The 12,103-nt window shown below is 68.0% G+C and carries 9 protein-coding genes and 1 pseudogene; 6 read left to right on the top strand and 4 right to left on the bottom strand.

Features of this window, described 5'->3' with window-relative positions:
- Positions 1–604 precede the first annotated feature (604 nt).
- Both ABNX08_RS32250 and ABNX08_RS32245 read left to right on the top strand, forming a co-directional pair.
- Positions 605–1,069, top strand: a complete 465-nt coding sequence (locus tag ABNX08_RS32250) for a hypothetical protein (RefSeq protein WP_022539864.1) — start codon at positions 605–607, stop codon at positions 1,067–1,069.
- A 125-nt stretch (positions 1,070–1,194) separates the two neighbouring features.
- Positions 1,195–2,562 (top strand): sigma-54 dependent transcriptional regulator, encoded by a 1,368-nt coding sequence (locus tag ABNX08_RS32245; protein ID WP_041681880.1) that lies wholly within the window; start codon positions 1,195–1,197, stop codon positions 2,560–2,562.
- A gap of 123 nt (positions 2,563–2,685) precedes the next feature.
- Here the strand turns inward: ABNX08_RS32245 and ABNX08_RS32240 are convergent, their stop codons facing one another.
- The 3 genes from ABNX08_RS32240 to ABNX08_RS32230 form a co-directional block, all read right to left on the bottom strand.
- Entirely contained in the window at positions 2,686–3,063 is a 378-nt protein-coding gene (locus tag ABNX08_RS32240; RefSeq protein ID WP_022539862.1) for a hypothetical protein, read from the bottom strand.
- Positions 3,064–3,250: 187 nt separating this feature from the next.
- Positions 3,251–3,493, bottom strand: coding sequence for a hypothetical protein (locus tag ABNX08_RS32235; protein WP_349605172.1), 243 nt, complete (start codon positions 3,491–3,493; stop codon positions 3,251–3,253).
- Positions 3,494–3,998: 505 nt separating this feature from the next.
- A complete protein-coding gene (locus tag ABNX08_RS32230; RefSeq protein ID WP_349605171.1) occupies positions 3,999–4,199 on the bottom strand; it encodes a hypothetical protein in 201 nt (66 codons plus the stop codon).
- 268 nt (positions 4,200–4,467) lie between these two features.
- On the opposite strand from ABNX08_RS32230, the gene ABNX08_RS32225 reads away from it, so the two are divergent.
- From ABNX08_RS32225 to ABNX08_RS32210, 4 genes and pseudogenes are all read left to right on the top strand, one after another.
- Positions 4,468–5,358, top strand: coding sequence for a YihY/virulence factor BrkB family protein (locus ABNX08_RS32225; protein ID WP_051370046.1), 891 nt, complete (start codon positions 4,468–4,470; stop codon positions 5,356–5,358).
- 200 nt (positions 5,359–5,558) lie between these two features.
- Positions 5,559–7,160: a peptide chain release factor 3 gene (locus tag ABNX08_RS32220; RefSeq protein WP_022539858.1), complete on the top strand. Its 1,602-nt coding sequence runs from the start codon at positions 5,559–5,561 to the stop codon at positions 7,158–7,160.
- 261 nt (positions 7,161–7,421) lie between these two features.
- Positions 7,422–8,669 (top strand): MFS transporter, encoded by a 1,248-nt coding sequence (locus ABNX08_RS32215; RefSeq protein WP_022539857.1) that lies wholly within the window; start codon positions 7,422–7,424, stop codon positions 8,667–8,669.
- Between the two features lie 587 nt (positions 8,670–9,256).
- A pseudogene (locus ABNX08_RS32210) lies at positions 9,257–10,192 on the top strand (mechanosensitive ion channel family protein).
- A gap of 10 nt (positions 10,193–10,202) precedes the next feature.
- Here the strand turns inward: ABNX08_RS32210 and edd are convergent.
- Positions 10,203–12,101, bottom strand: a complete 1,899-nt coding sequence (edd, locus tag ABNX08_RS32205) for a phosphogluconate dehydratase (RefSeq protein ID WP_022539855.1) — start codon at positions 12,099–12,101, stop codon at positions 10,203–10,205.
- Positions 12,102–12,103: the final 2 nt, after the last annotated feature.

The raw sequence follows: 12,103 nt of genomic DNA, 5'->3' as shown, positions 1-12,103 counted from the left end.
CATCCCCCGCACGGCAAGCGGTGCGTACCCGTTTCTGCGTGCCGCTTGACTTTCCCAAGCGTGCCGCAGCCGCGCTCACTGATTGCGGCAAGCAGCGCCCGGGAAGCTCCGCACGACCGTCCGAAATTCCTCGGCGAGACGGCCGCGATCACCCGTTCGGGGTGCGAAAGCGTACCCGTTTCTGCGTACCATGTAAGCAGACATTTACCTGTCCTATGGTGCGGTGGCGAGGCGGCGCGGATCGGCTTGCGGGGGTGTGCTGGCGGGCTCATACCAAAGTATGAGATTGGGTGTAAGTCACCCACTCAGGGCTGGACAAACCGCCCCAAATGCACTGAACTATAGGCGTGGCAAAGAGGGGCGCGGCAAGGCGCCCCTTCTTGACTCCGGTGCATGCGGCAGGATGCCGGAGATTACCGAGAGCCTTCGGCGCCGTCCGCCAGTACGGGGACATCGCCGGAACAGACCGTCAGACAAGAAGACGGCAAGCCACCAACCGGGAGCGTGCGGGAAACACGCGCGCCACGCGGACAAATATTCCAAGACTGACAAGTGGTAACCGCAGACGTGTAGTGCCGGGGGATGTTGTTCAACGGGGATAATCATGACCGCAGGAGAGATCCGGCGACCCGCCATCGGGCCCATCAGGGAGTCCGTCAACCGATCCATTCATCATCGCGCCTGGGCTGCTCGGGGGGAAGCTGCAGGCGAAGCACCCCTCAGCAAGGCGGCCCATGACGGCGCTACCGCCGACGTGGCGGCCCTGCTTGCCGAAGACAGCGAACTCAGCGATACCGCGCGCGCGGCCGTGCAGAACCTGCTGCGCCGCCATCGCCTGCTCGAGGGCGAGATGGCGCGCCAGCGCGTGCTGCTGCAGGAATGGATCCTGAGCCAGCTGACCTACAAGACGCTCTATTACCAGTATTCCGGCCAGTCGCCCCAGGCGCCGAGCCTGGAGCTGATGCGCGAGAAGGAGGCGGTGCGACGGCGCATCCGCGAGCAACTCCAGGGGGGCGCGGATTACCTTGCCGCGCCTGACGAGCAGTCCCGCAGTCTGTCCAGCTCGTGATACCGACGTCGCGCGCGGGCGCCGGCCCGCAGCCAGTTCAGCCCCACCGCCCGCCACGGCCCCAGGCCGCGGCAGTGCCCACGGGTGCCGGAACCAAGAACAAGCCTAACGTCCGGGAGATCGTGATGGACCGACTGTGCAAGGCGTCACGCACTGCACAGATCGTGGTCGTGTCGCGTCATGAAGATTTTGGTTTTGACCCGTCCAGCTTCGGCGCGGGATGGGAAGTCCGCCGCGTGCAGCAGATCCGCGACCTCGAACGCGTCGTGCGCGCCAGTCCGCCGATGGCCGGCGTGATCGACCTGCAGTCCGACTACAGCGATGCCGAACTCGTGCAGCTCGAGCAGGCGCTGCAGTACCTGCATGTCGCGTGGGTCGCCATCACCACCGATGCCATGCTCGCCGAGGAGCGCGTGCGCCGGCTGATCCGCGACTATTGCATCGACTACGTGCGCGTGCCGTTTTCGGTGGAGGAGCTGCTCTACACGCTCAAGCACGCGCACGGCATGGCTTCGCTGCACGGCGCGCGCGTGCAGGAGCCCGCCTCGCGCGGCACGATGATCGGCGAATGCGCGATCATGCGGGCGATGTTCCGCTCGCTGGCCAAGGTAGCGCACAACGAGGCGCCGGTCTTCATCTCCGGCGAGTCCGGCACGGGCAAGGAACTGGCCGCGCAGGCGATCCACGATGCGTCGAGCCGGCGCAAGGGACCGTTCATTGCCATCAACTGCGGCGCGATTCCCTCGCACCTGGTGCAGTCCGAGCTGTTCGGCTACGAGAAGGGCGCGTTTACCGGCGCGAACCAGCGCAAGATCGGCTGGATCGAGCAGGCGCAGGGCGGCACGCTGTTCCTGGACGAGATCGGCGACCTGCCGCTGGAAAGCCAGGTGGCGCTGCTGCGCTTCCTGCAGCAAGGCACCATCACGCGCCTGGGTGGGCACCAGTCGATCCCGCTGAACCTGCGCATTATCTCCGCCACGCACGTGGATTTGGTGGTGGCGCAAACCGACGGGCGCTTCCGCTCCGACCTGTTCCACCGGCTGTGCGTGCTGACGCTGAGCATCCCGCCGCTGCGCGAGCGCGGCGAGGACATCCTGCAGCTGGCCAACGCAGTGCTGACCGAGCACGGGCACGAGGCGCACCGGCGCATCCGCGGCTTCTCGGCGTGCGCGACGCAGGCAATGATGCAGTACGCCTGGCCGGGCAACGTGCGCGAGCTGATCAACCGTGTGCGGCGCGCCATCGTGATGACCGACAACCGCAAGATCACCGCCGAGGACCTGCAGCTGCATGGCGGCACGGAACTGCCGCGCAAGACCCTCGACGCGATTCGCGAAGAGGCCGAGCGCGAGGCGATCCGTACCGTGATGGCCAGCCACGGCTTTCACGTGGTGCCAGCCGCGCGCGAGCTTAACGTGTCGCGCGTGACGCTGTACCGGCTCATGCACAAGCACAATATCCGCGTGGAGAGCCAGGCCCCGGCAGGGGAATAGAGGTAACAGCGGCGGTAAAACGCGGCGCGCCAGCTTCAGGCGCCAGAGGAAAGGGGAACGGACGACGTCCGCTCGCCAGTTCCACCTTTCCCCGTGCCCGCTGGCACGTCAGCGCACAGCCTGTCAGCGCACAGTCTTGTGGGGTCGCCCGGCCCCGGCGCCGCCGTCCGCATCCGCGGCAGCGAGGTTCATGCTGATCTTGCCGCGCGGATGGCGCGGCGGTTCGTTTTCGTCATGCTGGCGCCACGGCACCGCGTCGCGCCGGTCCAGGATGTCGCGTGCCTGGCGGCCGTCCTGCGGCGCCGGCGCGGTTGTCGGGGCATCGGGGCGCATGAGCAACTCGCCCCATGCCCAGCCCCAGCCGCGCACATAGATATCGTTGCTGACCGCCGCATGGCTGTTGGCACTGGCTTCGTCGGGTCGATCGAACCAGGCGTAGCTCGCCGCCATGGCGCTGCCGGAGCAGACGGCCAGCGCGGCGGCAAAGATTCCGGCTTTCATGGACTGCGCCTCCCTGTGGAAAAAAAGTGCCCGCCGGGGGACGGAGCACAAATCCGTGCAGGTACGCTGGCTCGCGAGCCTGCAATGGTCCTGTTTGCGGTGCCGGGGCACTGAGGCCCTGAGGCAGTGACGCACCGCCGCACGCCCGCGCCCTGCGGCGCCCGAACATGCGGTTGCGCGGGTGCCGTCAGGCGCGCCGCTTGCCCGCATGGCGCCGGCAGGCGGCGCGTGCGAACCCCGCGCCCTTCTCCGTGCCGATGCCCTTGCCGACGCCGATCGCCGCGCACGGCACGGCGGGCGTGGCCGGCGGCGCGTGGATGCGCGGATAGAGCAGCAGCGGCGGCGAAAGCAGGTCCGTCACCGATGGTGGCGGGCCCGCTAGCCGGTATGAGCGCCGGCGCGCCGTCATGCGTGATGGCGGATGACGCATGGCTGGGTAGTCTCCTGCGTGCAAAGTCTGGTTGATGGTCACTGACGCGTACAGCGTCCCTTGCGGATACTGAGCGACAAGTGTGCCAATGGCCGCAAAGCCTTGTGCCACGCGGCTTTGCGGGAGGTGGCCGAATTGCTGCGGGGGACGCTCGCCTGCTGGCGGACCAATCGGTTTCGCCGCTGTAACGCGTGCGGAAAGCGCCCCCGCGCGCGGTGGCCACAACCGTGCAGCGCATGCTGCTCGTGGCACGCGCCGGGTGCGGGATAGCGCGCCCCGGCATCCGCGCCGGGGCGACATTGCACCCCGTTGCACGTTTGAAACTGGGTTACATCAGCCTTGCACTTGCGTAACGGCGTGGACAACGGGCGCGGGCAAAAGCCCCGGCTACAGCGTCGGCAACGGCAAGGCTTTACTTCAACTCACGGGCTTCAGTGGGCCCGGATCGGCGCGTGCGGGCCAGCCCGCGAGCCACGCAGAAACGGGTACGCCCGCGCTGACGCGTTCAGCGGGCCGGACCCGATGCCGGGGGCAAGCTGGACGAGTTCGGGTTGGCGGGCGCGGCGGGTGTGCCCGCGGCAGGGCGGTCGGACGCCGTCCCGGAAATGGGTTTGGGGCCCGGCTGGCTGCGTTCGCAGCCGGCGCAGCCCAGCACGCCGATGATCAGGAGTGCGGCCACCGGGCGGGCGGAGAGAATCGGGGTCACGTGTGCCTCCATGCGCCGGCGCGCGGGCAACGGATGCGCCGGCTGGTGTGCCTGATCTTACTGTAGCAGGTCGCCCCCGGCGCGCCCGCTTGGGCAAAGCCCGCAATGCGCAGTATCATGAACGCAGACGCCCCCGACACGCGGCGGCAGACGCCCCCGGCATGCGGCGCGGGCAAACACACAGGCCGTGACCGACAAGACCGAGCACCCGTCCTCTCCTTCCGCCGGCAGCGGGACCCCGCAGCCCCGGCCCAACCGCCCGTCCTGGCTGCCGGACCGCCATACCGGCACGCGCACGCTGCGCGTGTTCACCGCGGCCGTCAGTTCATGGTTCGACCATCGCGCTGCCAGCAAGGGCGCGGCGCTCTCGTTCTACATGCTGTTCTCGCTGGCGCCCATCCTGGTGCTGGTGATTTCCATCGCTGGCCTGTTCTTCGGCGCAGAAGCGGCGCGCGGCGAGATCTTCGCGCAGATCCAGGGCCTGGTGGGCGAGCAGGGCGCCGCGGCGATCCAGGAGATCCTGGCGGCCACGCACCGCGCCGGTGGCAGCGGCGTGGCCGCACTGATCGCGATGGGCATCCTGATCGTCGGCGCCACCAGCGCCTTTGTGGAGCTCAAGAGCAGCCTGGACGACATCTGGCACGTGCCGGTGCCCAAGACGGCCGGCTGGCGCCAACTGCTGCGCGCACGGGTGCTGTCGTTCAGCGTGGTGCTGGTGCTGGCCTTCATGCTGCTGGTGTCGCTGATCGTCAATGCGGCGCTGGCCGTGGTCGAGCGCATCTGGGGCCAGCTGTGGACCCAGTCGTGGTTTGCGCCGGTCGCGGACGTGATCTCGACCGCCTTTTCCTTTGTCGTGGTGACGACGCTGTTCGCGGTGATTTTCAAGATGCTGCCCAACGCACGCATCGCCTGGCGCGACGTCACCATGGGCGCGGTCATCACCGCGTTGCTGTTTGCAATGGGCAAGCGGCTGATCGGCCTCTACCTGGGCAACAGCGCCGTGGCCTCTTCATACGGGGCCGCGGGCTCGGTGGTGGCGCTGATGCTGTGGGTGTATTACTCGGCGCAGATCTTCTTCTTTGGCGCCGAGCTGACGCGCCAGTACGCGTTGCAGTTCGGCAGCCTGCGCGGCAAGCCGGCGGAAAAGCTGGCGGAGTGATCGGATAGGTACGACGCCGGATCGGATGGATTCGCCGGCCGATTCAGCCCGCGCCCGCGCGCGAACCGGTAAAATAGCGCCCCATTCATTCCCTCGCGTGCCCGCAGGGCCCGGCCCACCGCCGCCCCGCGGCGCTGCCGGACCTGGTTCCGGCCACCCGCCGGGCCACATCCAATATTTCCCAGTCAAACTCCGCTGCCGTGAGCTCGCTCGTTTCTGAAATTGCGCGTCGTCGCACCTTTGCCATCATCTCCCACCCCGACGCGGGCAAGACGACCCTGACCGAAAAGCTGCTGTGGTTCGGCGGCGCCATCCAGGTCGCGGGCGAAGTGCGCGCGCGCAAGGCCGACCGCCACGCCACCTCCGACTGGATGGAACTGGAAAAGCAGCGCGGCATCTCGGTGACCTCGTCGGTGATGCAGTTCCCGTACCGTCGCGAGACCAAGGACGGCAACGCGCAGGAGAACATCGTCAACCTGCTCGACACCCCGGGCCACGAGGATTTCTCCGAAGACACCTACCGCACGCTGACCGCGGTCGACTCCGCGGTGATGGTGATCGACTCGGTCAACGGCGTGGAAGCGCAGACCATCAAGCTGCTCAACGTCTGCCGCCTGCGCGACACGCCTATCCTCACCTTTATCAACAAGCTCGACCGCGAGGGCCGCTCGCCGATCGAGCTGCTCGACGAAATCGAGGACGTGCTGCAGATCCAGTGCGCGCCGATGACCTGGCCGATCGGCATGGGCAAGGCCTTCCGCGGCGTGTACCACCTGATCGACGACAAGGTGCAGCTGTTCGACCCGCACGGCGACAAGGGCACGGCCGCGATCCTGGACGGCCTGGACAATCCCGAGCTCGACCGCATGCTGGGCAGCCAGGCAGAAGAGCTGCGCATCGAAATCGAGCTGGTGCGCGGCGCCTCGCACACGTTCGACAAGGAAGCGTTCCTCAACGGCAAGCAGACGCCGGTCTACTTCGGCTCGGCGATCAACAACTTCGGCGTGCAGTCGCTGCTCGACGCGCTGTGTGAGCTGTCGCCGCCGCCGCTGGCGCGCCAGACCGAATCGCGCGTGGTCGAGCCGCAGGAGCCCAAGTTCACCGGCTTCGTGTTCAAGATCCAGGCCAATATGGACCCGCGCCACCGCGACCGCATCGCCTTCGTGCGGGTATGCTCGGGCCGCTTCGAGCGCGGCATGAAGCTGCTGCACGTGTCGGCCGGCAAGACCGTGGCGATCAACAATGCCATCACCTTCATGGCGCAGGACCGCAACACCACCGAGGAAGCGTACGCCGGCGACATCATCGGCGTGCCCAACCACGGCACCATCCGCCTGGGCGATGTCTTCACCGAGGGCGAGCCGCTCAAGTTCACCGGCATCCCCTCGTTCGCGCCCGAGTTCTTCCGCCGCGCGCGCCTGAACAACCCGCTCAAGGTCAAGCAATTGCAGAAGGGTTTGCAGCAACTGGCGGAAGAGGGCGCCACCCAGATGTTCCGCCCGCTCGCCTCGAACGACCTGGTGCTGGGCGCGGTCGGCATCCTGCAGTTCGATGTGGTGGCGCACCGGCTGGAGCATGAGTACGGCGTCGATGCCATCTTCGAATCGCATGAATGCGCCACCGCGCGCTGGCTCAGGGGCGACTCGGCGGAGATCGAAAAGCTGATCGCCAAGGCCGGACACAACGTTGCGCTGGATGGCGCGGGCGACCACGTCTACCTGGCGCCCAGCATGGTCAACCTGCGGCTGACGCAGGAACGTTTCCCGAACCTGCAGTTTTTGGAGACGCGCGAGATCGTGTGATCGCGCATCGCGCCTGAAATTTAAAACGGCTCGCAATTGCGAGCCGTTTTTGCCTGGTAGAGGCGTAATGCCGACATCTGCGGTCGATATTTGCCCAATCAAGGTGTGCGATTGTCGGCATCTGTATGCAGCAATTCAGCAGGCGCTTTAGAATCTTGCCTTTGTGCACCGCACGCTCGCACCAGACGGCCCAGACGGCCCGGCTGGCGTCCCGGCGGATCGTGACGCACAGCAATCTCCCCGCACCTCCCTCCTGCATCCATGTCTTCCCCTGCCACCGTCCCGGCCGCCGAGCCGGACAGCGTCTTCGGCGACGCCGTTTTTCGCCGCTACTGGTTCGCGCGCCTGTGCACCACCATCGGCTACCAGATCTTTACCGTGGCGGTGGGTTGGCAGATGTACGACCTGACGCGCGACCCGCTGATGCTCGGCATGGTTGGCCTGGTGCAGTTCCTGCCCTCGGTGGTGCTGATCCTGATGTCGGGCCACGTGGCCGACCGCTTCGACCGGCGCCGCATCGTGCGTACCTGCCAGTCGATCGAGGCGCTGCTGGCCGGGGGCATGGCGGTGGCGAGCCTGACCGGCTGGATCGACAGCCACCATATCTTTCTCTTTGTCGCGCTGATCGGCGCCACGCGCGCGTTCGAGAACCCGACGCTGCAGGCGCTGCTACCCAGCGTGGTGACGCCGCGCCAGTTGCCGCGCGCGGTGGCGCTGGCGAGTTCGGCCGGACAGACCGCCATCATCATCGGCCCGGCCATTGGCGGCTTTGCCTATGTGGCGGGGCCGGACGTGGTCTACGCGCTGAGCGCGACGCTGTTCACCATCGCCGCCGTGCTGGTCAGCGGTATCCGGCTGCGCCAGGCCGCGCAGCGCCTGACCGCACCGGTCAGCGTGCGCACGGTCTTTGCCGGTTTTACCTATATCCGCGGCCGGCCGGTGCTGCTCGGCGCGATCTCGCTGGACCTGTTCGCGGTGTTGCTGGGCGGCGCCGCGGCGCTGCTGCCGATCTATGCGCGTGACATCCTGCACACCGGTCCGTGGGGCCTGGGTCTGCTGCGCTCCTCACCCGCAATCGGCGCGCTGGCAATGGCGCTGTGGCTGGCGCGAAACCCGCTGAACCGGCGTGCCGGACGCATCATGTTCGGCGCGGTGGCGCTGTTTGGCGTGGCCACCGTGGTGTTCGGTGTGTCGACCTGGCTGCCGTTGTCGATGGCGGCGCTGGTGGTGCTGGGTGCCTCCGACATGATCAGCGTGGTGGTGCGCTCCACGCTGGTCCAGCTCGATACCCCGGACGACATGCGCGGGCGCGTCGGTGCCGTCAATTCGGTGTTCATCGGCGCATCAAACCAGCTGGGCGAGTTCGAGTCCGGCGTTACCGCGGCGCTGCTGGGACCGGTGGGCGCGGTGATCCTGGGCGGCGTCGGCACGCTGCTGGTGGTGGCGGTGTGGATGCGGCTGTTCCCGGCGCTGGCCTCGCGCGACAAGCTGCACGACCATCCGACCTGAGCGGCTCCATGACCTTGCCTGAGCCGCTGCCACTTGGCGCGGCGAGCGGCAAGCGTACCCGTTTCTGCGTGCAAGCCCCAGGCGCCGCCGGGCCGGTAGCCCGGGGCCGTCCGCCAACTTTCGTCGCTGAAAGTTGGCGCCGGCGCCGGCTGGCTACGCGGCCAGCGCGCTATGCCCACGCACTCCCGCCATATAGCCCGTGCAGCGCGCTCCCACGCCATCACGGGCGACTGGGCGCACCGTACCCAGTGCTTCCTCCCAATACTTCGGCGCTATTCCCCGGACCGCCGCCATCCCTTATTCCATAAGGGATGGCGGGTCCTGCAAGCGGGCCAGCCTCGCAGGCACCGGAAACCAATGTCCGCTCTGCTTGTCACCTGCTCTGTGGTGTGCACCCCGGCTTTGTCGGTGATCGTCTGACATCGTGTATTCAACGTGCATCAATTTGTCAAATTAGACGCCGATCCTTGAGCGGCAGGAGAGCGAACCGACTCCAGTCGCGGCACGCAGAAACGGGTACGCCGCGAAACCCGCGGCAGCGCCACCAGATCCCGACAACAACCTGGACAACAAACGGAGCCGCGCCCATGGACCTCAACTTTATCGACGCCGACAAGCTGGAGGCCGGCTGGACCTACCTGGTCCACTTCGCCATCAACCAGGGCATGAACTGCCTGGCGGCCATCTTGATCCTGATCGCCGGTTGGTGGCTGTCAGGCCGCGTGGCCGGGGCTATGCGGCGCGCCCTCAGCGGCACCCACGTGGATGCAACCATGCGCCCGCTGCTGGCCAATGCGCTGCAGTGGATGGTGCGCGTGCTCACCATCGTGCTGGTGCTGTCGCAGTTGCGTGCAGACCGCCAGCATCATCGCCATGCTGGGCGCCGCGGGCCTTGCCATCGGGCTGGCGCTGCAGGGCACGCTGCAGAACATTGCCGCGGGCATCATGCTGGTGCTGCTGCGGCCGTTTCGCGTGGGGCAGTACATCGATGCGCAGGGCGTGGCCGGCACCGTGCGCGAGACCGGCCTCTTCATGAGCGAGCTGACCACCTTCGACGGCGTCTGCCTGCGCGTGCCCAACGGCAAGCTGTGGGGCAGCGCGATCACCAACTACAGCGAGAACGCCACGCGCCGCGCCGATATCGAGGCCACGGTGACCTTCGACAGCGACCTGCAGCGCGCGGCCTGGAAGCCTTGCGCGAGATGCTGGTGCGTGAGCCGCGCCTGCTGGAGGAGCCCGTGCCGGAGACGATGGTGATCAACTACACGCAGCAGGGCATTACGCTGAACGTGCGCTACTGGACCTCGAACGACGATTACTGGAACGTGCGCTTCGCCTTCTACGAGCGCATCAAGCAAGTGCTGGAAGGCGCCGGCTGCAAGCTCGCCGTGCCGATCCAGGAACTGCACGTGCCGGGTGCGTCGGCCGTGCCCGGCGCGGTGAAGGTGAGCGAGGGGGCGCCCGCCCCCTCCGCGCCACGGCCGGCCGGCGGCCAGCGGCAGCCGGCGCACAACCTGGGTTGAACGCAGGCGCTCAGGCCGCGTGCGTGGCGCGGCCGCGCGCGCCAGCGTGGCCATGCCGGGCTTGGTCGCCCTCGTGGCCTTCACCCCCTTCATCCGAAAAAAGCGTGCAGGCCCCGCTCTCCGCGGTGCTGACATTGCAGCGGAAGGTCGCAAACAGGTCGCGCCCCACACCGTGCCGGTTGGCGCTGAGATCGGGACGAGCCGCTTCGCGTGCCTGCCACTCGTCGGCGGGCACCAACACCTCGAGCACGCCCGCGGGCGCGTCCACGCGCACCAGGTCGCCGGTGCGCACGCGTCCGATGGCGCCGCCGCGCAACGCTTCGGGGCAGACGTGGATCGCCGCCGGCACCTTGCCCGACGCGCCCGACATGCGCCCGTCGGTCACCAGCGCCACGTGAAAGCCGCGGTCCTGCAGCACGGTCAGCGTCGGGGTGAGCTTGTGCAGCTCCGGCATGCCGCACGAGGCCGGGCCCTGCCACGGCAGCACCGCAACGAAATCGCGCTCCAGCTCGCCGCGCTTGAACGCGTGCAGCACGTCGTCCTGGTGCTCGAATACGATCGCCGGCGCCTGCACCACCTGGTGTTCGGCCTTGACCGCCGAGGTCTTGATCACCGCGCGGCCCAGCTTGCCGTCCAGCACCTTGATGCCGCCGTCCGGCGCAAAGGGCCGGTCGGCCGTGCTCACGATGCTGTCGTCGAGCGGCGCCGCCGGGCCGTCGATCCACGTGAGCGTGCCGTCGCGCAGCACCGGCTCGCGCGTGTAGTCCTGCAGCCCGCGGCCGACGATGGTGGTCACGTCGTCGTGCACCAGGCCCAGCGCCAGCAGCCCGCGGATCACCACCGGCAGCCCGCCGGCCGCCTGGAACTGGTTCACGTCGGCCTTGCCGTTCGGGTACACGCGCGCCAGCAATGGCACCACGGCGGACAGCTCGTCGAAGTCATCCCAGCTCAGCACGATGCCGGCCACGCGCGCCATCGCGATCAGGTGCAGCGTGTGGTTGGTCGAGCCACCGGTAGCCAGCAGCCCGACAATGCCGTTGACGAAGGCGCGCTCATCCAGCACGTCAGCCACCGGCGTGTAGCGCTCGCCGCCATGCACCAGCTTCAGCGCCTGGCGCGCGGCCTCGCGCGTGAGCGCCTCGCGCAGCGGCGTGTTGGGGTTGACGAAGGCCGTGCCCGGCAGGTGCAGCCCCATCATTTCCATCAGCATCTGGTTGGAATTGGCGGTGCCGTAGAAGGTGCAGGTGCCCGGGCCGTGGTAGGAGCGGGTCTCGGCCTCGAGCAGTTCCTGGCGGCCGATCTTGCCTTCCGCGTAGAGCTGGCGGATGCGCGCCTTCTCGTCGTTGCTGATGCCGGTGGTCATCGGCCCGCCCGGCACGAACACCGCCGGCAGGTGGCCGAACGACAGCGCGCCCATCACCAGCCCGGGCACGATCTTGTCGCAGACGCCCAGGTACAGCGCGGCGTCGAACATCTGGTGCGACAACGCCACCGCCGCCGCCAGCGCGATCACATCGCGCGAGAACAGCGACAGGTCCATGCCGTCCTGCCCCTGCGTGACGCCGTCGCACATCGCCGGCGTGCCGCCCGCGAATTGCGCGGTGCCGCCGGCTTCGAGCGCGGCTTCCTTGATCCATTGCGGGTAGGCCGCCAGCGGCTGGTGCGCCGAGAGCATGTCGTTATAGGCCGAGACGATCGCCAGGTTGGGCCGCTCGTCGGCCTTCAGGCGGATCTTGGCGGTGTCCGGCATCGCGGCCACCGCATGGGCAAGGTTGGTACAAGAGAGTTGCGCGCGTTCGACCTTCTGCCCAGCCATGGCGCGGGTGCGGTCGAGATACGCCTGGCGCGAGGCGGCGCTGCGGGAGACGATGCGGGCGGTGACCCGCTCGAGCACTGGATGACGTGGCATGG

It is taken from the genome of Cupriavidus sp. DF5525, assembly GCF_040149425.2.
In the GTDB taxonomy this organism is placed as follows: domain Bacteria; phylum Pseudomonadota; class Gammaproteobacteria; order Burkholderiales; family Burkholderiaceae; genus Cupriavidus; species Cupriavidus pickettii_A.
Note: the sequence above shows the minus strand (reverse complement) of the source record. Positions and strands in the feature narration are given on the sequence as shown.